The sequence below is a fragment of the Halodesulfovibrio sp. MK-HDV genome, from assembly GCF_009914765.1.
In the GTDB taxonomy this organism is placed as follows: domain Bacteria; phylum Desulfobacterota; class Desulfovibrionia; order Desulfovibrionales; family Desulfovibrionaceae; genus Halodesulfovibrio.
Map to the genome: position 1 here is coordinate 1 of NZ_WYDS01000007.1, position 23,760 is coordinate 23,760.

General features: G+C 45.8%; 20 protein-coding genes. 17 read left to right on the top strand and 3 right to left on the bottom strand.

Annotated elements, in window-relative coordinates; translation table 11 throughout:
- Positions 1 to 1,662: signal recognition particle-docking protein FtsY (gene ftsY / locus MKHDV_RS06890; protein WP_371416016.1), on the bottom strand; the 1,662-nt coding region annotated here is incomplete at its 3' end.
- A 286-nt stretch (positions 1,663 to 1,948) separates the two neighbouring features.
- On the opposite strand from ftsY, the gene MKHDV_RS06895 reads away from it, so the two are divergent.
- Complete coding sequence (locus tag MKHDV_RS06895) at positions 1,949 to 4,240, top strand: ATP-binding protein (protein ID WP_160713625.1); 2,292 nt, start codon at positions 1,949 to 1,951, stop codon at positions 4,238 to 4,240.
- Positions 4,241 to 5,695: 1,455 nt separating this feature from the next.
- On the opposite strand, the gene hflX is transcribed toward MKHDV_RS06895, so the two are convergent.
- Together hflX and MKHDV_RS06910 are read right to left on the bottom strand one after the other, a co-directional pair.
- Positions 5,696 to 7,153 (bottom strand): GTPase HflX, encoded by a 1,458-nt coding sequence (gene hflX / locus MKHDV_RS06900; protein WP_162859842.1) that lies wholly within the window; start codon positions 7,151 to 7,153, stop codon positions 5,696 to 5,698.
- Between the two features lie 676 nt (positions 7,154 to 7,829).
- On the bottom strand, positions 7,830 to 8,429 hold the full coding sequence (locus tag MKHDV_RS06910; protein WP_160713629.1) for an IMP cyclohydrolase: 600 nt from the start codon (positions 8,427 to 8,429) through the stop codon (positions 7,830 to 7,832).
- Between the two features lie 386 nt (positions 8,430 to 8,815).
- On the opposite strand from MKHDV_RS06910, the gene fliR reads away from it, so the two are divergent.
- The 16 genes from fliR to MKHDV_RS06990 all read left to right on the top strand — a co-directional run bounded on the left by fliR (position 8,816) and on the right by MKHDV_RS06990 (position 23,243).
- Positions 8,816 to 9,589: a flagellar biosynthetic protein FliR gene (gene fliR / locus MKHDV_RS06915; RefSeq protein WP_371416017.1), complete on the top strand. Its 774-nt coding sequence runs from the start codon at positions 8,816 to 8,818 to the stop codon at positions 9,587 to 9,589.
- A 15-nt stretch (positions 9,590 to 9,604) separates the two neighbouring features.
- The gene (gene flhB, locus MKHDV_RS06920; protein WP_160713633.1) at positions 9,605 to 10,669 is read left to right on the top strand and encodes a flagellar biosynthesis protein FlhB; all 1,065 of its coding nucleotides are present in this window, start codon (positions 9,605 to 9,607) and stop codon (positions 10,667 to 10,669) included.
- Between the two features lie 63 nt (positions 10,670 to 10,732).
- Positions 10,733 to 12,844 (top strand): flagellar biosynthesis protein FlhA, encoded by a 2,112-nt coding sequence (gene flhA / locus MKHDV_RS06925; protein WP_160713635.1) that lies wholly within the window; start codon positions 10,733 to 10,735, stop codon positions 12,842 to 12,844.
- 1 nt (position 12,845) lies between these two features.
- Positions 12,846 to 13,919 (top strand): flagellar biosynthesis protein FlhF, encoded by a 1,074-nt coding sequence (locus MKHDV_RS06930; protein WP_160713637.1) that lies wholly within the window; start codon positions 12,846 to 12,848, stop codon positions 13,917 to 13,919.
- A 24-nt stretch (positions 13,920 to 13,943) separates the two neighbouring features.
- On the top strand, positions 13,944 to 14,759 hold the full coding sequence (locus MKHDV_RS06935; protein WP_160713639.1) for a MinD/ParA family protein: 816 nt from the start codon (positions 13,944 to 13,946) through the stop codon (positions 14,757 to 14,759).
- A complete protein-coding gene (locus MKHDV_RS06940; RefSeq protein ID WP_160713641.1) occupies positions 14,713 to 15,510 on the top strand; it encodes a FliA/WhiG family RNA polymerase sigma factor in 798 nt (265 codons plus the stop codon). Before MKHDV_RS06935 ends, MKHDV_RS06940 begins: the two co-directional genes overlap by 47 nt.
- 18 nt (positions 15,511 to 15,528) lie before the next feature.
- On the top strand, positions 15,529 to 15,909 hold the full coding sequence (locus MKHDV_RS06945; RefSeq protein WP_160713643.1) for a chemotaxis response regulator CheY: 381 nt from the start codon (positions 15,529 to 15,531) through the stop codon (positions 15,907 to 15,909).
- Between the two features lie 136 nt (positions 15,910 to 16,045).
- A complete protein-coding gene (fliL, locus tag MKHDV_RS06950) occupies positions 16,046 to 16,765 on the top strand; it encodes a flagellar basal body-associated protein FliL (RefSeq protein WP_160713645.1) in 720 nt (239 codons plus the stop codon).
- Between the two features lie 2 nt (positions 16,766 to 16,767).
- A complete protein-coding gene (locus MKHDV_RS06955; protein WP_160713647.1) occupies positions 16,768 to 17,094 on the top strand; it encodes a hypothetical protein in 327 nt (108 codons plus the stop codon).
- 2 nt (positions 17,095 to 17,096) lie between these two features.
- On the top strand, positions 17,097 to 17,513 hold the full coding sequence (locus MKHDV_RS06960; RefSeq protein ID WP_160713649.1) for a hypothetical protein: 417 nt from the start codon (positions 17,097 to 17,099) through the stop codon (positions 17,511 to 17,513).
- A gap of 179 nt (positions 17,514 to 17,692) precedes the next feature.
- Positions 17,693 to 18,565, top strand: coding sequence for a hypothetical protein (locus MKHDV_RS06965; protein ID WP_160713651.1), 873 nt, complete (start codon positions 17,693 to 17,695; stop codon positions 18,563 to 18,565).
- A 74-nt stretch (positions 18,566 to 18,639) separates the two neighbouring features.
- The gene (locus MKHDV_RS06970) at positions 18,640 to 19,671 is read left to right on the top strand and encodes a tRNA-dihydrouridine synthase (protein ID WP_160713653.1); all 1,032 of its coding nucleotides are present in this window, start codon (positions 18,640 to 18,642) and stop codon (positions 19,669 to 19,671) included.
- Positions 19,672 to 19,673: 2 nt separating this feature from the next.
- A complete protein-coding gene (gene ispH / locus MKHDV_RS06975; RefSeq protein WP_160713655.1) occupies positions 19,674 to 20,519 on the top strand; it encodes a 4-hydroxy-3-methylbut-2-enyl diphosphate reductase in 846 nt (281 codons plus the stop codon).
- 55 nt (positions 20,520 to 20,574) lie between these two features.
- Positions 20,575 to 21,528, top strand: a complete 954-nt coding sequence (locus tag MKHDV_RS06980; RefSeq protein WP_160713657.1) for a chemotaxis protein — start codon at positions 20,575 to 20,577, stop codon at positions 21,526 to 21,528.
- Positions 21,529 to 21,690: 162 nt separating this feature from the next.
- Positions 21,691 to 22,518, top strand: coding sequence for a TatD family hydrolase (locus tag MKHDV_RS06985; RefSeq protein ID WP_160713659.1), 828 nt, complete (start codon positions 21,691 to 21,693; stop codon positions 22,516 to 22,518).
- A gap of 323 nt (positions 22,519 to 22,841) precedes the next feature.
- Positions 22,842 to 23,243 (top strand): response regulator, encoded by a 402-nt coding sequence (locus MKHDV_RS06990; RefSeq protein WP_160713661.1) that lies wholly within the window; start codon positions 22,842 to 22,844, stop codon positions 23,241 to 23,243.
- Positions 23,244 to 23,760 lie beyond the last annotated feature (517 nt).

Consider the following 23,760-nt stretch of genomic DNA (forward strand, 5'->3'; position numbering starts at 1 on the left):
GCGATTGCTACAACGATACCGCCTTTTTGCGGTGCCATCAAGCTTAGTAAGAATAATTTCATCAAGCTTTGCAACTTCGTTAAACAGCTTTGTCTGTGACAATGCGTTCTGACCGGTTGTTGCGTCGATGGTGAGAATTGTGCGATGTGGCGCACCGTCATGTTTTTTACCGAGTACGTTGCGAATTTTCTGCAACTCATCCATCAAACCGACTTTGGTCTGGAGACGCCCTGCGGTATCAATAAACAGCAAGTCATAACCGCCTTCAACAGCTCTTTCTACGGCTTCGTAGGCAACTGCTGCCGGATCTGAGTTTGCAGCTTTTGCATGAATATCAGCACCGACGCGATCAGCCCATACTTGCATCTGTTCGATTGCAGCCGCACGGAAGGTATCGCCTGCGGCGATAAGTACCTTTTTACCCTGAAGCTGTGCACGGTATGCAAGTTTGGCAATTGTTGTGGTTTTACCCACACCGTTAACACCAACCATGAGGACAACCTCCGGCATGTTAACAGCAGTAATGCGAGGACCTGTTTTGAAGATTTCTTCCAGTTCTTCGCGCATAAATTCTTTAAATTTGGCAGGATCTTTTGTGTCTGCTTTACGCACACGCTCACGAAGACGCCCAACAAGCTTCATTGTCGGTTCAAAACCAACATCAGACATGATGAGAATTTCTTCAAACTCTTCCCAGAAAGATTCATCAATTTCTGAGTGCGTTGCAAGCAACCCATCAATCTGTTTTGTAATCTGCTCTCTGGTCTTGGAAAGACTTTCGGAAAGCTTCAGGAACAGTCGGGAGCGTTCATCGTCTTCATCTTCGAGATCAAGAGCGAGTGCTAATCTATACTGAAGTTCAGATCGGAAATCGCTGACATAGTCATATTCCATGTCATCAAGCCAATCTGCAAACTTGTTAATGAATTCTTCAGTTTCATTTTTCGGAGCATCGAGTGCGTCAAAGAAGAATCGCAATCGGTCCCAAAGCGGGTCGCCAACTTCTTCAATACCGTCGAGAACAAGCTCAAGCCAGATGGAAAGCTTTGGCTCTGCACCACGAAGGGAAACAGTAAGATCTTTCTGCCACTGAGGCTGATCGTCTGTAATTACTTTTGCGGTTTCAGTCTGTGTTGGCTCGATAGGCGCAGTAGCTGGTGCTGAAACAGGAGCGGCGCCATGTGCGACAGGTGCGACAGGCGCAACAGGTTCAGGAGTTGGCTCAGGAATAACTTCCGGTTCAAGAGTTGACTCCGGTGTTACTTCTGGAGCAGGCGCGGCTGTCACTTCAGGTTCAACCCGAGGTTCCACAGCTTCGACTACTTCTACAACCGGTTCAGCTTCTTTATAGATAAACTCAGGCTCAAGAACAATTTCAGCCTCTACGCTTGTTGGAACTTCAACAGGCGCTTCCTGAACAGGTTCTTCTGACTCTGAAACCACTTCTTCCACAGCAGGTTCTGGCACTTCGGCAACAGGTGCTGCTTCAGGCTGCACTTCTTCTACGTGCAGGTCTTGTGGCGCAGGCTCCGCAGCTATCGGTTCAGTACTCTCTAATTCTTCCGCACCAGCTTCGATAGCACTTTCCGGTGCTTCCTGTTCTGCTGGCTTAGTAGAATCGTCAGTTGTCCAAAGTCGTTTCAGTTTAGAAAAGAACCCCATAGTCCATCCTTTACATACCAGAGATAAAATTCTCTGTTGTTTTTTATCTTATATACGAATCGGAATACTTTGCTCATTACTGCGTTAGAGTCAAGTCGCCAAGGGTCTCGGGGATTTTTTTATACCTGTTTTAAACATTTTCCCACTATTCTCATCCCCAATTATACGCACTACGATCCTTAAAGCATATCCGCGTATGTTTATTGACTATCTGTACTAAGTCTATAGTATTGTGGCTCGTTTTAACAGTGACCATATTTTTTGATTCGGGATTACAGGAGTGTACATGCAAGGCCCCAACTCTCGCACTTTAGTACGATTCTTCTGCGGCAATTCGCTCTCTCACAGTTTATTACTTGGCATTACTGTCACAGTATGTGGGATGATCATGCTACTTGGAGTCTTTCATTACTCACAACTATACAGCAGTGCACTCGATCAAGTTGAAAAAAATGCTACAAGTCGCATCCAGCGCATTTCTGAAATCCTCTCTATACCTATCTGGAATATTGAATATGACACTGTAGACAGGGTCATTGCTGTTTTCTCTGAATCTATCAGCGTACTTAGGATTCAAGTTGAAGAACCGAATGGGAAAATTATTGCTGATAAGATAAGTGATTCATCCGTTCCTGCAGATAGAATTATCTCCAGAGATATTTATTATAATGATCAACATATCGGTCGGCTGACCACACATCTTTCTTTTGCTGCGTTTAAAAAGAGTCAACATGAAGAGTTAATAAACTATCTCATGACGATTGGCTTTCTACTTATTGCTCTGCTCATTATTACTCATAGGATTCTGGAAATATATCTAAAAAAGCCTCTTGTACAACTGAGCAAGATGATCGATCAGTTGCGCACAGGGACATATCCAGAGCACTACCCCACGCTCCGCACACGGGAGTTACAACACATCGCCATCAATTTTAAAGAAATGGCGAAGCAAGTTGCGTTGCGTGAAACAGAGCTGACAAAAATAAACACACAGCTTCATGAAAATATTGAAGAAAGAAAGAATATTGAATACCAGCTGCGAACAAGTCAGGAGCAATTCAGTCTCATTGCCACGACCACTATGGACGGCATTGTTGACCGTAATTTTGATCAGGACTTTCTTTTGTACACGCCGCGTTGGAAAGATCTTTTGGGATATACAGATGCTGAACTGACAAATTCAGTTTCAATCTGGCTTGAACGAGTTCACCCTGACGACCGTGCACTTGTAGATTCTCTTACAAACGGAAAGTTGTATGATCCGGCAGGTCGAGCGGAGATGGAATACCGCATTAAACACAAAGACGGGGATTATCGCTGGTTCCTTGGTCGTGAACAAGTCCTGAAAAATCAAAACGGAACTCCGTACAGGCTTATCGGGACTCATTCAGATATCACGCCTAAAAAACGAGCCGAACAACGTCTCCTTTCTACAAAAGAAATGCTTCAAAATATTATTAACTGCATGCCGTCATTAATTGTAGGCGTCACAGAGCAAATGACTGTGACGTTATGGAATGACATGGTGGAAGGCAGCACAGGAATTTTAGCAAAAGATGCTGAAGGACAACGCTTTAGAGAACTGTTACCTGAGCTTTCGTTTATTGAGCGGCATATTCAAAAATCATTCAAAGCTGTCACACCGATAACTGTTCCCAAAGTTACTTCCATTCGAAATGGCGTGCCCGTTACGTACGACATCGTCATCTTCCCTGTTACTATCAGCACAAAACACGTTGCAGTATTGCGTATTGATGACATTTCAGAACGACTGCGTATGGAAGAGCGGATTATTCAGACAGAAAAAATGGCATCCATCAGCGGTTTGGCAGCAGGCATGGCGCACGAAATCAACAACCCGCTGGGTGGGATTCTTCAAGGAATACAGAACGTCCAACGCAGATTCAGCACCGACCTTGCGCCAAATATTCGAGTTGCCGATGAGCTTGATGTTTCGCTAAAAAAAATGAAAAATTACATGGAAGCACGGGAAATTTTCGGTCTACTGGATGGCGTTGCAGAAAGTGGAAAGCGCGCAGCTTCCATTGTTGCCAACATGCTTGAATTTAGCAGAAGTTCGAATATAAAACGAATCCCTAGCAGTGTGCATAGCATCATTGATAAATCCATTGAGCTTGCAGCTAATGACTACTTATTGAAGACACAGCAGAATTTTGATCAAATTGAAATCATCAGAGAATATGACGAGGCAGTTTCCCAGATATCCTGTGCGCCGCAGGAAATAGAACAGGTACTTCTTAATCTGTTAAAGAACGCGGCACAGGCTTTTTCAATGACGGTTCCTGCCATTGAAAATCCTACGATAGCCATTACGACTCAGCAATCAGCATCGGGCGTTATGATTACCGTGGCAGACAACGGCCCCGGCATGAATGAAGACGTACGCAAACGTGTGTTTGAACCGTTTTATACAACAAAACCCGTAGGCGATGGTACCGGCCTTGGGCTTTCTGTTTCCTACTTTATTATTACCAACAACCACAGTGGAACAATTTCGGTTACAGCAGCACAGGATCAAGGTTCTACATTTAATGTATACCTACCTCATGCAATGTAAGCAGGATAAGCTTTTGTAGGTTGGATAAGCTTTGGTAGCGGGAATTAGATAAAGACAATGGCAGAGCATAAAAACTGCTCTGTTCAAAATATTGAATTGAAAACTGACACCCGCCTGCAATAGACAATAAAAAAGTGCACATTTTCCGGTGACCGGCAAGTTCATGAATAAATTCAAGAACCTTTTTTGTGCACGAACTCAGGGCGACAATCCAACCCCACGTTGTGGGCAACTCTATTTGCCATTATGGTGATACCGATTTTCCGTAAGTCTGAACCTCCCGTTGGGGTTGTTCTTGTAAGCCGCCTATAACGCTCTTCTCTCAACTCGTCTCAACTCTTCTCAACTCGTCTTCTTCTCTCAACTCAACTCAACTCTACTCTCTTCTCTCAACTCGCGCAGACTATTGGTCAGTCTAATCGCCTGTGCTTCTAACCCACCACAGTGCGATGCGCCTTACAGGTTAACAGGATGCATGCATCAATCTTCACTTCACCGAGACTCCTGCGATAGCCCCTATCCAAACTCATCTAGGGACGCCTCACAGTTCTCTTTACCTAATTAGAGAATAACACACGATTTGAAACTGTCCAGTAGTAGCAGAATCACTCATTGCATCTATAACAATAAGCCCATTCATCGCATCATTTCCATGCAATACAACCGTAGAATCAGACTAACGACCATTCTTCAAAACAACCACATTACAATAACAATCTGTAATTATTATATTTTATAAAAACAAATTTATATTTAAAAATGTCGAATATAAGTCTGTTCGAAAAGTAAAAAATTTTTGACTACTTTCTCATCACACTAATTACCGCAGCCAGTTACCCACAAACCATTGGTAACAGCCAATCGCATTCTTCATTCGACTCTTTTTTACCGGAATGTCTTCTTCACCTGGTTAAAAATCCTATCCCAACGCTATTAGATTGCAGATTGAATCTGATTTTTAACCTGCACAAATTACGTCCAATATTTCTTGCCGCATTAGAACGTGATTAGAAAGCAGTTCTGGCATTATTTTTTGTATAGGTATCTCCTTCGTACACCGTAAAATTTGACACACAAAATCTAACAACAGCCAAATCGTGCAAAAATTTATACTGCTTTTATTGGACTTCACCCCCCTTAGTACAATTTTTTCTACAGTTATATTTCACAAGCAAATCATCAAAAAACTGCAACCACCTGCTTTTAAAGGATATGATCTAAAATTTGTCACTGTTCAATTTTTGGCACACATCCTGCTATATAAAAAGTACTTCTTAAATTCACTAAAGACATATTTTCGGCTTGAGGTGGCTCCTCAAGCCTTTGTCTTTTCTGAGGGTAAATTTTCGGGCCAGCGCGGTCGAATACAACCTCAGAGTATCTTCTTTTGAAAAAACGAAAAGGCCCTTACGGAATATCCGTAAGGGCCTTTTTTTATGTCTCAAGTAAAGAGGACTAATTTACCATGCCGCGTTCCCAGTCAATGCGGTCAATAATCTCCTGCGAGATCTCATCAAGCCCCATTCTGTTCTTTGCAGCAGCATGAATTGCATGCGGATACAAATGCATCAAAGCTTCCTTCTGTTCATTATCAAGTGCATCCCACTTGTTTAAGATCAGCGTTGTCGGAATCTCATGCAAATCCATATCTTCCAAAATTTTGTCAACGGCGGCAATTTGCTTTTCAAGCTCAGGATGCCCAGCGTCTGCCACATGCAAAAGTAAATCGGCAGCTTCAAGCTCTTCAAGCGTTGCACGGAATGCTTCGCGCAGCTCTTTCGGCAGATTTCGGATAAATCCTACGGTATCTGTCAAAATAAGTTCGCGGTCTTCTGGGAAACGCAATCTACGAGTTGTGGGATCAAGCGTTGCGAACAACTTGTTTTCAGCAAGCACTGTCGAGTTGGTTAACGCGTTCAGAGTGGTAGACTTACCCGCGTTGGTATAGCCAACAAGCGCTGCAACAGGCACGCGTGCCTTGTTACGACGGTCTCGCGCAAAAGAACGTTGCTTGCGCAGTGAATCCAGCTCTTTTTTAAAGCGGGAAATACGGTCACGTACTTTACGTCGGTCAGTCTCAAGCTTGGTTTCACCCGGACCACGTCCGCCGATTCCACCCATCAATCTGTCCATTGCGCGGTTTTTACCAACCAGACGCGGCAAAGAATACTGCAACTGCGCCATCTCGACCTGCAATTTACCAGCGCGTGTTGTCGCGTGCTGAGCAAAAATATCAAGAATAAGCTGCGTTCTATCGATAACCTTTCGTTCTGTTACTTCCGTAAGGTTACGTAGCTGCGCAGGGGAAAGCTCACCATCAAAAATGATCATGGAAGCATTGCCCTGCAGGCAAAGGATTTCCAGCTCTGAAAGCTTACCTCTGCCCATAATAAATTTGTGATTTACCTGACGCACCCGCTGCACAAGTCTACCTGCAACCGAAACACCGGCAGTGTCAGCAAGTTCTGCCAACTCGTTCAAGTGTGATTCCTGAACATCCTTTGGCAACGTGCTTACACTTACCAAAACCGCATGTTCAGTGCCGCCTTGTTTTCGAGCGCTGTCGGCTGTTCGTGCAAGTTCTTCTTCAAGGGCGTCTGTCTGCGCTTCAAAATCAATATCAACATTTTCCCATGAGGTGACGCCGTGCACATTGTACGCAGTGCCGTCTTCTGAAGGAACAGGAAGAATATGAGCAGACTGAAAAAGTCCAGGAGTACCCATGCCATCAACGGTGAGCACAGATATAGAATCCAAACGCAAGAAGAGCATATCCATTAAGTCTTCCTGCGAAAGAAGAGACTCGTTCAAATGAGTATGAACAAGACGCAGACCGCGTAAACGGTCGCTACTGGAACGAGCGCGAGGAAGTTCCGGAATGTAGATAGCACCAGTATCGCCCACCAGCACCATCTGAGGCTTGCCTTGGCGGTCGATAAGTAATGCGATCTGTCTGCCAACGATGCGGGAAAGAGCCGCAAGCTCGTGCGCCTGATCTGTAGTGTATCCCTCTTTTACTGGATAACGGCGGGCAAATAGCCGCTGGAGAGATTTTAACTGACTCGGTTTGAGTCCCTGTGTGTTGCCGAGAACCTTAGAGGCTATGACGAACTCCTGTTTTTTCTATTGCCTCCGGCAGCGCTTATCAGCGGGATTTGCCTCCGGCGGCGCTTGTCAGCGGGATGCCTTTGGCTACCTTGCAGAAATTGCCTCCGGCGGCCAGAGAACCTTTTTGAAAAAAGGCTTCTCTGGACTCTCCAAAAACTTTTATCCGCGAGGTCTAACCATTGTTTAAAACGTTGGTCAGCTTATACCTGCTCTCTTCAACTCCCATAAAGTAAATGTACTTCATCCAAACCCTAACGGTTTTTCAGGAGGGGGAGTCTGAGGGGGGAACCTCGTTTAAATCGAGGATGATTAGATTGAGACAAAGCTGTGCAGTGCAAGGTGCGAGGAAAAACCAAGATCGATGCATACATAAACGTATGTGAGGATTTGGTTTTTCCGAAGCAACGCAGCAAAGTGCGGGTTTGTCATCAATCTAAACGGGGTTCCCCCTCAGCCGCCGGAGGCATTTCAATCTATGTTTTTAAATATCTTTGCTAGCAAGATACTCCGTAATCATTCCATCGTACTGAGAAGTACGTGCGAATGTTTTTACCGCCATATCACGACGAAGCGCAAGCCCTACTCGCATTTCATTTTCGAGCAGTTCCTTCTGTACAGCGTTGTACTCGGAAGGATCAGGAAGAACGAGGATAGAATGGAAGTTTTTAGCTGCGGCACGAAGCATACAAGGGCCGCCGATGTCGATTTCTTCAACCGCACCACGTAAATCAAGACCGCGTGCTGCTGCATTTTCGAAATTGTAGAGGTTTACTACAATCAAATCGAACGCTGCAATCTCGTGTTCTTTAAGGGTAGCAAGATGTTCAGGGTTGTCCTTGTCTGCAAGGATACCACCATGAATGAACGGATTAAGAGTCTTTACTCTGCCGCCAAGGATTTCAGGGAATCCTGTAACATCACTTACAGGTGTAACCTTCAGCCCGGCTTCTTTAAGCATACGTGCTGTACCGCCGGTAGAAACCAACTCTACACCATTCTCGCTCAAAAACGTCGCAAATTCGACCAAACCAGTCTTATCTGTGGCACTCAACAGTGCTCGTTTAATAGGCAAAAGGTCCATTACTTCTCCAAAGTTTGTGAATTCCAGTCTATTAACAAAAATCCTTTTCGTACATTAAGACAGTTTGCTGCAAATACAAATAAAAATGCAAACAAAGCCTTACCATGCAGATTGAGACAAAGCTGTGCAGTGCAAGGCACAAGAAAAAGACAAGGTCAAAGCATACTTATCCGTATGCGAGAGTTTGGCTTTTTTGCAGTAACGCCGCAATGTGCGGGTTTGTCATCAATCTGCGTGGAGTGCCAGAATCATACCCACTTTGCAAGGGCGTCATCAGTCTGACAGGTTGAGACAGGTTGAGATGTCCCACGACGCGAAAAGCCTTATTTTTCAAGGACTGGCGCAACTCTTGCTATTCTTTATATATGGACATCTTTAATTTTGATATGGCAGAATTTCTAAGCTTTCTGCTCACACTTATGCGACTCAGCCTTGTAGTCTTTCTGCTGCCATTCTTCGAGGGAAAAACCATCCCCCGTGTGGTTAAAGCATCTGTGTGCCTCATGCTCACCCTTGCCATATTCCCGTCGATATCATTCGAAGCAACAGATTTTCCAGCACATCCATTTGAAATTGCACTAATAATGCTCAGTGAAATTCTACTCGGAGTTCTGCTAGGGCTTGCTGTTAAATTTATTTTTGCAGGAATTAGAACCGGCGGTATGGTTATCGGCTTCCAGATGGGTTTTTCCATGCTTACCCTTGCTAACCCATCATCAGGTGAGCAAGAAGGCATCACGTCTATCCTACTATACCAATTGAGCTTTACCGTTTTCATTGTTGCAAACGGTCACTTATATCTCATTAAAGCGCTAACAGATTCCTTTGACCTTATTCCGCCGGGAGGACTCGTCCTCTCTGCCATGCTAGGTCAACAAATTCTTACTCTGTCGATGACCATGTTCGTTTTGGCAATTAAGGTTGCCGCTCCAGTTATGATCTCACTTATGCTGGTTGAATTGACCCTTGGTCTTATGGGTCGAGCAGCGCCACAGATGAACCTTCTTATGCTTGGTTTTCCAGTAAAAATCGCTGTAGGTCTTGTCTTTATCGGCATGTTGTTCACCCTCATGGGACAACGAATGGAAGGACTTATTTTAAGCCTTGGCCCGATGTTCTCCCATCTCATGAAAGCCGGCTCTCCGCTGCTACAGCAATAAACAGGATACACAGACATGCCACAAAGTGATCCGAGTAAGACAGAACAAGCGACGCCCAAAAAGCGGGAAAAGACCCGCGAAGATGGTGACGTCGCCAAGTCGCAAGAAGTTCCTAAAGCCGCAACAACCCTTGCAGGCATCATTATTGTTTATGCGTGGATTGGTACCATTAACGAGCAGATACAGCACATTATGCGTACCTGTTATACATTTGACGCTACGCTCGACATGACAACCAAGTCTGCCATCAACTTTATTAATGAAATGGCATACGATCTTGCGGTAATGCTCCTTCCAGTCTTCCTCTTCCTGTTTCTTTTTGCGGGATTATCCATGCGTGTTCAGGTTGGGCACCTGTGGACAATGAAGGTCTTTAAGCCGAAATGGAGTAAGTTCAACCCGATTAAAGGGATGAAAAACATGTTTTTGTCCATGCAGACACTGGTGCGACTCATTAAAAGCATCGCGTTTGCAGCCGTTATCGGTATTGCACCGTACATTGTTATTACGGATGAGATGGACAACTTCATTCAGCTCTATAACGCCACACCGGAAGGCATCGCAGAATACATGCTCAGCCTTATCTATAAGGTATCTCTGTACGCCACCATTGCCATGCTCGCTATTGCTCTTGCCGACTACTTTTACACTCGCTGGGACTATGATGAGAACATCAAGATGTCCAAAGACGAAGTAAAAGACGAACACAAGCAGTCAGAGGGTGATCCTAAGATTCGTCAACAGCAGCGTCAAAAAATGGCCGAGATGTCCCAGCAGCGCATGATGCAGGATGTTCCAAAGGCAGACGTTGTTGTTACAAACCCGACTCATATTTCCGTAGCCTTGCGCTACAACGCCATGGAAGCACCAGCACCAATTGTTGTTGCGATGGGTGCAGATCTTATGGCGAAGCGAATTAGAGAAATTGCAAAAGAAAACGACATTCCTCTACGAGAAAACGTCCCTCTGGCACGCGCTTTGTATAAGTCAGTACAGGTGGGTGATCAAATTCCGGAAGACCTCTACAAAGCAGTAGCTTCCATCCTTGCATCACTCAACAAGTTTAAGCAAAAACAGTAAGTTACAAATACAATTTGCTTTTACTCAGGCATTATTAAACTCTTCGAAAAAGGTGTCGGAAATATGGCTGCCAGCGCAAATACCTCTACAATGAATTACGAACGCTTCTCACAGCACGGAGATTTACTCCTCGCTGGCGGTGTAGTGCTCATTCTTTTTGTAATGCTCATTCCTATCCCGACCCTGCTTATGGACGTCATGCTCAGCATGTCCATTTCCTTGTCGCTGCTGGTGCTTGTTACATCTATGTTTATCAAGTCGCCGCTTGAATTTTCCATTTTCCCGACCCTGTTGCTGGTAACCACTCTTTTTCGCCTTGCTCTTAACGTGGCGACAACCCGCCTTATCCTGCTGCACGGCAGTGAAGGCCCAGACGCTGCCGGTGACGTAATTCAGTCCTTCGGGCAATTCGTTGTCGGTGGTAACTACGTTATCGGTATCGTAATTTTCGCAATTCTTTTTATTCTGAACAAAATGGTTATTACCTCCGGTACAACACGTATCGCCGAGGTTGCAGCCCGATTCACGCTTGATGCTATGCCGGGTAAGCAGATGGCAATTGAGGCAGACTTAAACGCAGGTCTCCTTGATGAAAAAACTGCTACACTGCGCCGCGAAACCATCCGCCGAGAAGCTGACTTCTACGGTGCAATGGACGGTGCCGGTAAGTTTGTTCAGGGTGACGTAATGGCGGGTTTGCTCATTACTATAGTTAACATCACCGCGGGCATCATGATTGCTGTTTTCCAGAACGACATGTCATGGAATGACGCACTTTCTACATATACTCTGCTCACCGTTGGTGACGGTCTTGTATCTACAATCCCTTCCATCATTATCTCTACCGCTGCCGGTATCATCGTATCCCGTGCTGCAGCTGAAGCGAAAATGGGCGAAGAGTTCATCGGCCAGCTTACATCTAATTCAAAAGCACTCAACCTTGTCGGTTGCGTACTCCTCGTATTCGCTTTGGTTCCGGGTATGCCTTTCATCTCATTCTCATTCTTCGCAATCTGCATGTTTGTTATCGCAAGACTGACATCCAACGCCAGCGACGAAGTTGCACAGCGTACCGGTGCCAGTGGAACGAGCGAACAAGGAAGCGGAGACAATTCTCAGGAAGCGCTGGATACTCCGGAAGCAGTACAATCACTTCTTCCTCTGGATGCTCTGGAACTGGAAGTTGGTTATGGCCTTATCCCGCTTGTTGATGAAGCACAGGACGGCAACCTGCTCTCACGTATCAGAACAATTCGCCGACAGTTTGCATTGGACATGGGTGTCATTATTCCGTCCCTGCATCTGCGTGACAACCTGCAGCTCAAACCGGGGCAGTACACAGTACTTATTAAAGGCAACGAAATGGCAGGGGCAGAAATCCTCATCGACCATTTCCTTGCAATGGACCCGGGCGATGCGCGCCATTCCATTAAAGGTATTGAAACCCGCGAACCGGCATTTAACTTGCCAGCTCTCTGGGTACCGGAAGCACAAAAAGAAGAAGCCATACTCGCAGGGTATACCGTTGTTGACCCATCCACGGTTATTGCAACGCACCTTACCGAAGTATTCAAACGCAGCCTCGCAGACTTCCTTGGCCGTCAGGAAATTCAGTCTCTTCTGGATAACCTTGCCAAGCATGCTCCAAAAGCTGTGGAAGAACTGGTACCAAACGTACTTACATTGGGCGCAGTACAGAAAGTTCTGCAGAACCTCGTACGAGAAAATATTTCGATCCGCGACCTGCTCACTATTGTTGAAACTCTCGCGGACTACGGAACAAGCGTTAAAAACCCAGATGTACTCACAGAGTATGTCCGCGAACGCTTAGCACGTACAATTGTTAGACCGTATATGGATCAGGAGAACACACTCCCGATCATTATGCTGGACCCGAATGTGGAAAAAACTGTTCAGGAAGCCATCCGGCAGACAGAAGGCGGAGCATATCTTGCACTTGACCCTGCAACAGCACAGCAAGTTATTCAGGCCGTAAATTCATCTGTAGAAAACGCAGTCGTTACCGATGGTCAGCCAGTGATTCTGACTTCCCCGATGGTACGACCACATCTTTCCCAGCTGATTATGCGATTCATTCCAAACATTCCGGTTATATCTCAAGCAGAAATACCTGCAGACATTCGTTTGAACACTGTTGGTAATGTAGGAATTTAATATGCAGGTAAAAACTTTTTCAGGACAGACAACACGTTCCGTACTCGCTCAGATCAAACAGGAAATGGGCGAAGAGGCAGTTATCCTTTCTAAACAGGAAGGCAAAGATGCGGAAAACCGCTGGTGCCAGATTACTGCCGGTGTTGAACGTGCGGTAGATGAAATTCAGGAAGCTGAGACTCAGGAATACGCAGCGCCTGCAGGCTGGAGCCGCTGGCATGAAGAATGGTCAGAAATTAAAGAGTACATTGCGGAACTCGTTAAGCCACGTCTTCAACTGCATAAGCTTTCTCCGCGTCAGCGTCTCGCGCTTGAACATCTTCAGCGCCATGATGTTGACGACACTGTAATCCTTCGTCTGCTGCGTCCGCTTAAAAGCGACGCGAGCATGTCTATCCTTGCTCCGCTTGGTGATCTGATCAAATTCAAGCCTTGGGGTAACGAATGGAAAAGTCGTGTACATACTTTTGTAGGTCCGTTCGGTGTAGGTAAAACCAGTGCTGCTGTACGCATGGCATTGGAGCTACGCAGACAAAATCCATCTATGCGTATCTGTTTTGTCAATGCAGACTGCGCTCGAGGCAACGGTAGATTACTGTTACGCCACTATGCACAGCTTTGTGACATGGGGTACTACGAAATTCGTGATAGTATTACCTTCGCAAATACAATACGCGACGCTGCAAAAAGTTATGACCGCATCATTATTGACATGCCGGGACTGGGTCTGCGTGACTCTTTCAAGGAACAAGTTGAGCATTTTGGACTGCACGCTATCCGCGAAAACTCTTTCCACAGGGTGCTTTCACCTACAGCGAGTAGTAAACAACTCACTGCAACGCTGGAAAAGTATCGTGCAGTAAAGGGTGGTAGCATTGTCTGGACTAAGATCGACGAAGCTTGTACATTCGGTACCATAATCAATACAGCTGTTTCCACGGGACTTCCTATTTCAGCCTTTTCATACGGCTCCGGACTTAAGAGCACACTTGCTCCGGCAAAAGACGTAATGCTGTGGAGACTCATTTTTAAAAACCAGCTTCCCGGCGAATATACAATTCACCAGAATGCCTAAGGGCATATTGGAGATAATAGAACCATGAGTGGCAACCTTCCTCTTGTCCTGTCTGTAACCTCCGGTAAAGGAGGCGTAGGCAAAACAAACCTATCCGTTAACCTTGCGTATTCATTAGCGCAAAAAGGGAAACGTGTTGTTTTGCTGGATGCAGATCTAGGACTTGCAAACGTAGATGTTTTGTTAGGCCTTACGCCTGAGCAAAACCTCTTTCACCTGTTCAGCGAAGGGGTTGCCCTTTCCGATATTCTGTATTCCACCCCTTACGGGTTTGATATTCTCCCCGCCTCTTCCGGCATAGGTGAAATGCTTACGCTTTCCACCGGCCAAAAACTTGACCTGCTCGAGTCAATGGACAGTCTGGAAGACAAGGTAGATTTTCTTATTGTGGATACCGGTGCAGGTATTAACGATAACGTTCTGTACTTCAACCTTGCAGTCCAAGAGCGCATCGTAGTGCTTACAGCAGAACCAACCTCACTGACCGATGCGTACTCCCTCATTAAAGTAATGAAGTTGAACCACGGCGTTGAGCACTTTAAAGTAGTTGTGAACATGGCTGAATCTGAAAAGATGGCTAAAGAAATGTTCGTCCGCCTTTACTCTGCCTGTGATCATTTCCTGTCCGGAGTTTCTTTGGATTACGCTGGCTGCCTGCCGCGCGATCCTGCTGTACGTAAAGCTATTGTGGCTCAACGTCCTGTCTGTCAACAGAATCCGGTCGCGCCGGTTTGCCAATCTATTGGTAAACTCGCAGACAAGATTCAAAATTGGGAAATAGCTGCGAATCTTGATGGAAATATCAAGTTTTTCTGGAAAAAACTCCTCTTCCAGCAGTAATGCTTGGGAGCTATTGGAGTCCGGCGAGAAGGCCTGGGTAGTCATGTCTGACCACGAACAAGAAAACGTGGTTCGTCACTATGCGCCTAAGGTTCGGTATCTTGCATCCCGTTTGAAAGTTAAGCTTCCTAAAAATGTGGAGCTTGGAGAACTTATCAGCGCGGGTACGCTTGGGCTTATGGAATCGCTGGGCAAGTTTAAGCCGGAAATGGGCATCAAATTCGATACCTACGCAGAAAACCGCATCCGCGGCGCAATGCTTGACGAATTACGACGCCTTGACTGGTTCCCTAGAAGCTTACGCCAACGCGTAAGACAAATCGAAGAAGCCATGCAGCAGGTGGAAAACGACAAAGGACGTTCCGCCACAGAAGAAGAACTGCAACATGCAACTGGTCTTGATAGAGCTGGAGTCCGCGAAGGGCTTGTTGCACTGCAAAGCCAGTTATGTCTCAATTTAGATCTAATACAAGACACCGTATCTGCCGATGAGTTAAGTGATGCAGATAGTCAGCCCTTTAAAAAAACTGCTTCAAAAGAAACATTATACCAGATTTCACAGCTAGTTGAACAATTGACACCTAGAGAAAAGTTGGTATTGTCCCTCTATTATAGTGATGATTTGAATATGCGTGAAGCAGCAGAGGTTATGGGGGTGACTGAGGGTCGCATTTCACAGTTGCACTCTCAGGCGTTACTTAAGCTGCGTAATAACTTTTATGCAGTGCATGGAAAAGACAGCGGATTATAAAGACTTAAGGAGTCTATGATGGGCTTTGATCCTAATATGCGTGTTCTTGTTGTGGACGACTTCTCTACTATGAGACGAATTGTTAAAAACATTCTTCGTCAAATTGGCTTCACTAACATTGTGGAAGCAGATGATGGAACTACCGCATGGGAAGTTCTTAATAAAGACCGCATCGAATTTGTTATTTCTGACTGGAATATGCCACAGATGACTGGTATCGAACTTCTTAGAAAAGTTCGCAGTAGCGAAGAATTTGCTGACATGCCTTTCTTGATGGTTACTGCTGAAGCACAGCAGGAAAACATCATTGAAGCTGTTCAGGCAAAAGTTTCCAACTATGTGGTAAAGCCATTTACAGCAGAAATTATGAAGCAGAAAATCGATAAGATTTTCCCTTAACTGCTCTTATTGCTTATAGAAATAATGCATTCCGGTTTAGGAAACCACTACATGTCGTATAAACGCTTGTCGTCTTCCTCTGCCGGATTGCCTTGTTTTAGTGATATTGAAAAGTAAACCGCAAGCTAGGTAACAGATGGCAAAAGCTCCAACCAACAGACCCGGCAGCGCCGGTACGAAAAAGGCTCAACTAGACGTGGATACCCTTTCTACACCAGACTCCATACCGCAGACAAAAGACGACAAGGTAGAACTTGATCTTGATGACGCGCCGTTTCTAATGGAAGACGAGGAAGAGGAAGAAGAACAGGTTTTTGACAACTCCACGTCTGCTAATGCTGACTCTTTCTCCGCTGCTGAACTGGAAATGGACCCTGAAGCTGCACGCAAACGTAAACGCAAGATTATGTTTGGCGGCATCGGTCTGCTTGTTATCGCCCTTGTCGCTTTAGGATGGAAAATGCTTCCATCGAAAGATGCACCGATACCTGTTAAGCGCGTTATTAAGAAAGAAAAAGGCAAGTACGACACTCCGCCTATCGTTCAAAAAGATAAGTTCGACGTCACATGGGAACCGTTCTGGGTGGAACAGCGCGACGGCAAAAAGGAAATTCGATTCCTTGTTTGCAAGTTTGCAGTGTTCACTGATAACGAAAAACTCTCATGGGAAGCGAAGAACAAAAAAGTGACGCTCCGCGACGCAATTTTCTATTATCTGCGGAACAAGGATCTCAAGTTTCTTTCTGATAAAGACAATGTGCAGCTGCTCAAATCTGACTTGCTGACTGTTGTTAACCAGTACATGGGTAATGGCCAGTTCAAGGATGTTTTTATTGAAAACTACTTGGTGAAATAGATATGTCCAATGAAATGGATATCCCATTAGTCATCCAGCAGATGGGGCGTGTGCAAAAGATTGCAGAGCAAGAAAAGTCACGCCCTGAACGGCAGCAGGCAGCAGCCCGCGATGCCGCACGCAAGGGTGGCGAACTCGCCCGTGACCACGTGGCTGAAACACAATCCGCTGAACAGACTCATTTTGATATCGATGAGGATGGTCACGGAGGACAAAACCAGCACCTTCCTTCCGATTCCAGACAAGGAGCAACACCCGAACAGGATGTTGAAACCAACCCTACGTCTGAAAGCGCCTGGCAAGGCAAAATTATAGATACCAAAGTATAATAATGACATTTTCCCAGCTTATCTTGCTTTTTATCAGCGGCTCCGAGCTACTGTTACTTGTTCTTCTTATCGTATTTTACTTGCGCTTACGCAAAAGCGAAGCGCTTCTTACAGCCATGCAAGCAGGGCAGGAATCATTAGTTGCCAAAATGCATTTCAATGCTGAACTCGAGCAGGAAATCGTCGAATCTTTCGCACGACGCCAGCAGGAGCTTCAGGGACTGGAAGTGCAGTTGGAAGCGCGCTCAAGTGAATTGCGTTCACTTCTTGAGCAGGCAGAAGCTATCAGCCGTTCCCCTCAGTTCTTACGAGAACTGATTTTTACTGGTCGTAAGAAAGGACAAACAATTCCTCAACTGGCAAAGGCAACCAACCTTTCCATTGATGAAGTTGAACTCATTCTTATGAAAGCTGAGTAAGCCCAGCGACAGCTCGGCACATTGCCAAGATCAATGTTCGTCCATGCTGGTCGTAATACCAGCGTACTGCCGGTTCTTATGCCGATTATAATGTTACGTGTGTTGGCGGATGCAATGTCTGCACGATTCTTGTTCGCGCTGCCAACCACGATACAGACCTTATCCACCACAGGTGTTCCATGCGTATTTCCAACAACAGTAATCCATATGGCGGCGGCCAGCCCTCCTCTACAACCAACCGCGGTGCTATTTTCAAGCGCAAGGTTAAGGTAGGCCAGCTCCTTAAAGGCAGAATGCTCCGCGTTGAGCAGGAAGGCTTTGCTTGGGTGCTTATTGGGGATATGGAACTACTGGCACAGGTTGAAAACATGCCGGAAACGGGTCAGTGGCTGGAATTTCTCGTGCTCTCACTAGAGCCGTCTATTCTGCTGCGCCAGCTTCAACAAGGAGCTGACCCGCGAAGTTCAATTTTTCTTCGAGATTACATCCGCTCCTATCTGACGGAGAGAGATAAGCTTGATACTATGCTGGCCTATTCCCTGTGGGATTCGCTCAACATCACGGATGACAAGCCTTTCACAGCATACCGCACAGTACTTATCAATTTTTTGACACAAGCCCCCACCGCCCTTGATCAATTCACACGGGTCATGCGGCTCCACTCCAGCGTACAAAAAATGGTTACGTCGTCAAAACACGGAACATTCCACTACATGCCATGGCTTATGCCTTCTGCAAAAGGTGTAGAGCTGCTCATTTCCACACCGGAAAACAATATTTGCACCGTTACGGCAGGTGTAATATTACATGGGGCACAGCATGTACTCACAGTGGGTCAAATGAACCTATCTGCCAATCCTGTCTCTTTCGCCTATCGACTCCTGCTTGATAAAAACTGTAAAGCAGGTAACAACACCTCTCGAGCAAACTCCGCATCTACCAACTGTATCTGCCTCGGCACCACTGAGTTGCCCGCAGGAGCGCACGATATTCTGTCCTTAATCTTCAAAGAGATGCCTACACAACGTAGTGGACTAGATCTGCGCGCATAATCCGGACCACGCTGCACCTTGCCGTGCAGCTGTACAATGCTCAAAATAAAAAATTTCAAAACGGTACTACATACATGCAGTATACTGACAATACAGGCTTAAACATAAGCCCTGATCGCCCTTGGCTGGCTCCGCTTGCCGGATACTCTGACCTTTGCTTCAGACTCTTGTGTAAAGAGTTCGGTGCAGCTGTTGTTTGCTCTGAAATGGTTAGCTCTAAGGGGCTCTATTACAATGGTAACAGCACGCGTAAGCTGCTTGAAACAACAGAAAAGGAAGCCCCTGCTATCTTCCAGCTTTTCGGCAACGACGTGGACATCATGTCGTACGCCATGGATTATCTGGTAAAAGGCGGCTACACATGGTTTGATTTGAATATGGGCTGCTCTGTGCGCAAAGTATTCAAACAGGGCTGCGGCTCTTCCATGATGGGTGATCTAAATAATTCACTTGAAGTTGCGAAAGCTATGATCCGCATTGGCGGCAAAGGCAAAGTGGGCTTCAAGTTCCGCCTTGGTGTTGATTCTGAGCAGGAAGTTTACAAAGAACTGGCTCTGCGACTTGAAGATGCCGGTGCAGGCTGGATTACTCTGCATCCGCGTACTGCTGCGCAAGGCTTTTCCGGCACTGCACGCTGGGCTGCCATCAAGGAAGTTGTAGACGCTGTCTCTATCCCAGTTATCGCCAGTGGCGACCTGCTGGAACCTGAAGATGGTGTGAGGTGCATCAAAGAAACTGGTGCAGCTTCTGTTATGTTTGCACGAGGTGCTATCGGCAACCCTGCTATTTTTGGCGAGTACACCACGCTCTATAAAGGCGAAACGCTCAAGCGCCCTGATCCACTCAAAACCATGCACCTTATTCAGCGCCACAAAGAAATTGCACTTGAATACGCCGATGAGCGCACCGCTCTCTTTAAGATGCGAACCTTTGTTCCCCGCTACGTGCGGTTGTTCAAAGGATCTAAGTTACTTCGTCAACAGCTTGCTACCTGTGCGGGGTTGGAACAGATTGATGCAGTCATAGAAAAATTTTTTGCTCGCTGCGAAGCGATTGATTTGGACGACACTTCAGAAACAATCAGCATGCAGAATACATCGGAGTAAGTATGGAAGTACGTAGAGCTACAACATCCGGCTTTTGTTTCGGAGTTTCTCTGGCACTGCAAAAGCTTGATGCAGAAGTTGAAAAACATGATGCAAAGATTGCGACTCTTGGACCCATCATCCATAACCCGCAAGTTCTTGAGCGGTATGAGAATCTCGACGTACGTTGCCTTAAACGTGCAGAAGAGGCCGATGTAAATGAACGGGTTGTTATCCGGGCACATGGCGTGCCAAGAGAAACGGAAGCAACATTGAACGATGCATGCAAAGAAGTTGTTGATGCAACCTGTCCAAAAGTTAAACGAGCTCAGATTGGCATCCGTAACATGATCCGCAAGGATCGTTTTCTTCTTTTGTACGGAGAAAAAGACCATCCGGAAGTGCGTGGCCTTATGAGTTACGCCGGTGACAGAGCATTTTTGTTTAATTCACTTGAAGAGCTCAAGAATTTTCCACTTTCTGCCGATATAGAATATTGCCTCGCTGCGCAGACTACACAGGACAGAGAGGAATTTGACCGGATAGATGAGTACCTTCAGGGACAGTTGTTTGAACGACTACAGGTACTTAATACTATTTGCAATGCAACAAGAGAACGACAACAAGAAGCCATTGCGCTTGCTAAAGAAGTAGATGCAATGGTTGTTGTGGGGGGCTATAGCAGCGGAAACACTCGCAGACTTGCGGATGTATCCCGTGCTCAAGGGTGCCTCACCTTCCATGTTGAACAACCGGAAGAGCTTTCAGCCTCTGATTTTAAAGGCATGAAGGTAGTTGGCCTCACCGCCGGTGCTTCAACCCCACGTTCGATTATTGATTCTACGGAAGAATTCCTTAACAAGTTGTAGAAGTACAATCTTTTGATTAGTCTGCGTGAACTAGAACTACGCACCGGAGAACGCCATGCAGACGAACATACTTTTAGAATCCGGCACTAACGAGCTGGAAATTGTTGAATTTTTCCTAGATGAACTCGAGATAGACGGACAAGTCTATCGCGGTTACTACGGAGTAAACGTAGCTAAGGTACTCGAAATTATCAGAATGCCTACCGTGACAGCACTTCCTGAAAGTGGTCACACCTGTATTTTGGGTGCTTTTAACCTGCGGTCACAGGTTATCCCACTTGTCGACCTGTCCATGTGGCTTGGTAAAACCCGTGAAGAAACGGAACCACCAAAAGTCATTGTGACAGAATTCAACAACGTATGTACCGCATTCCAGGTATCCGGCGTCAACCGTATTCACCGCATCAGCTGGGAAGAGGTTGAACCGCCAAGCGGCTACGTAGCAAATTTAAGCAGCCAGTCCATCACCGGTGTCGTTAAAATTAGCGACCGTATCATCTTCTTACTCGATCTCGAGAGAATTGTTGCGAATCTAAATCCAGATCTTGCGCTCAAACTTGATGACGCAATCGACTGGGACAGTGGCGAAAGCCGCCGTGCACTGATTACTGATGATTCCGGTCTGATCCGAGAAATGCTCACTGATCTGCTGGAAAAAGCAAACTTCCAGGTTGAAGCACACAACAACGGCAAAGAGGCGTGGGATAGGCTGAATCAGCTCAAAGCCATAGCAGAAGAAAACAACAGACCACTCACGGACTACGTTCAGGTTGTTGTGTCTGATATTGAAATGCCTGCAATGGATGGTCACTCCCTCTGTAAAGCAATCAAGGAAGATTCCGTTCTTGGGCAGCTGCCGGTTATCCTGTTCTCTTCACTTATTACGGATAAGCTGCGCCACAAAGGCGACTCCGTAGGGGCAGATATGCAGGTATCTAAGCCGGAAGTAACCTTGCTTGCACAGCGCGCTGTCGAATTAATCGATGAACGCCGCCAAAAAACAGCATAATTTTATTTTTCTTTGTTATCAAAAGGGTAGAGCTCCGGCTCTACCCTTTTCTTATTTTGCCATTGCTTATTTTTATGGACAGAGCACACCAACGCTATCATAATCGGCAACTCAAAGAACATTAAGGCTGGCAACCGCCAGTTTGCAGCAGGATATATTTCAATGGCTAAAAAGAAAAATTCAAAACCGGCACCATTACCGCAAAGCCTTGCGTTACCATATACCGGTGTAGAGTCACACGCGCATCTCGACTTACCACCATTCTCTTCAGACATTGAAGAGGTGCTGGAGCGCGCAAAAGAGTCCGGCGTACGCTACATCTGCAACGTATTTCTCGGACATGAAGCATGGAAAAACAACCGTCAGCTTTTTGAAAAGCACGACGAAGTCTTCTTCATTCTCGGCACACATCCAAGTCACATCGACCAGTGCACTGAGGAAGAGCTTGATGCCATGCGTACAGCTTTTGCCGAAGACAGCAGACTTCGCGGGATCGGTGAGATTGGTCTGGACTACTATTGGGATCATTTCCCGCGCGAAGCGCAGAAAGAAATTTTCATCAAACAACTCCATCTTGCAAAAGAGCTGGACACCCGCGTCATCATTCATTCAAGAGACGCAGCAGAAGATACTATTGACGTATTAGAAGCAGAAGGTTTTGTAGATTACCCTGTGCTCTGGCATTGTTTTGGTGGCAATACAGAGTTAGCGGAACGCATCGTAAAGAACGGCTGGCATCTTTCAATTCCGGGTACCGTAACATATCCGAAAAACGAAGAAGCACGCGAAGCGCTCAAGGTAATTCCATTGGATCGTATGCTAGTGGAAACAGACTGCCCGTATCTTACGCCTGTGCCGTATCGCGGTAAGCGCAACGAACCAGCGTACACCGTATTCACAGCAAAATGTATTGCCAAAGCACTCGGTATCGAAATCGAAGAACTTTGGACAACCTGCGGCGACAACGCAATTCGCTTTTTTGAGTTGTAATATTTTTTTGCCTATTGATTTTTTTGCCTCAGGTGCTCACAACACTTGGGGCTTTTTTTGCGCCTACGATATTTTCATTCACATGTATGAGTTGCCTTCGGCGAGTCTCCGACGGGGAGGAGACCTCCTCCACCCGCAAGGGGGACGCCCCCTTGACCCATTTTGCGACAACATTTTACGATTGAAGCTGTTTTCGGCTTCAACTCATGTGAAGGGGAGCTTTCTTATATTTCATCTGAGAAGTTGATTATCTACACTATACTCTTCTACCTATTGCTAAAAACGCCATATACTTGTCCTCTCTATTTTTGAAGGAAAAGCATATGACGAAAAATTTACTTGTCATCACCAGCTCTCTTGCAGAACAGGTTCGACTGTTACTGCTCCTCACTGCCGCAGGATACATTCCCACCTGCTGTGAAAGTCTGCCGTCTGCACTTACAGCGCTAGAATCCTCACCGTTTGATGCAATTATCACCGATCCAGTAATATTGGATGCTCCGCCACAAAAAATGACGGCCGTAGAGCTTGTGTCACTCATAAAAGAAACAGCGCTCAATTCGTCAACACCGGTTCTTGTAATGGGAGATGTGATCTCGCTTCAATACATCATGAACACACTTTGCAGTGGAATCGCCCGTTTTATTCCCAAGCCATTTTCGCCAACAGAGTTTATTGAAACTATTTCAGCAGAACTCAACTTGGCAGAACATAAGCAGGCGTAAGCATGATGGATAAAAAAGGTGAGCTATGCCAAAAAAAGGCCAAAATATCGTTAGCGCCTATTATTCTCATTATAACTTTTACTAGAACCACCCAAATCCACCAATATTGCTTGGGTGAAGTATGTGATCGTGGTATGAAGAACGCGGTCTCACAAACCAACACACAACTAAATCGCCTAACAGAACTTTATTGATCCTTCCCACAACTTGGATCTTTGAAGGGACAACACAAGCATGGATATTCTGCAACGCAGATATCCATGCTTGTTCCTTTTGGAAGGTAAAAAAGTACTCAATACAAAAAAAGACTCCCTTTCTAAATTTAGAAAGGGAGTCTTTTCTGAACAATATATGAATCAACGTGGAGGTTGCTGCAAAGTTGTTTTTAGAGAAACTAAGAAACACTTGTGAAGTGCAAGAAAAAGTTTGGAGCAAAGCATTGGTAGATCTATGTGAGCATTTGTTTTTTTCGAAATAACGCGGTCAACCGTTGCCGAGTCATAGAGCCTTACAGGAA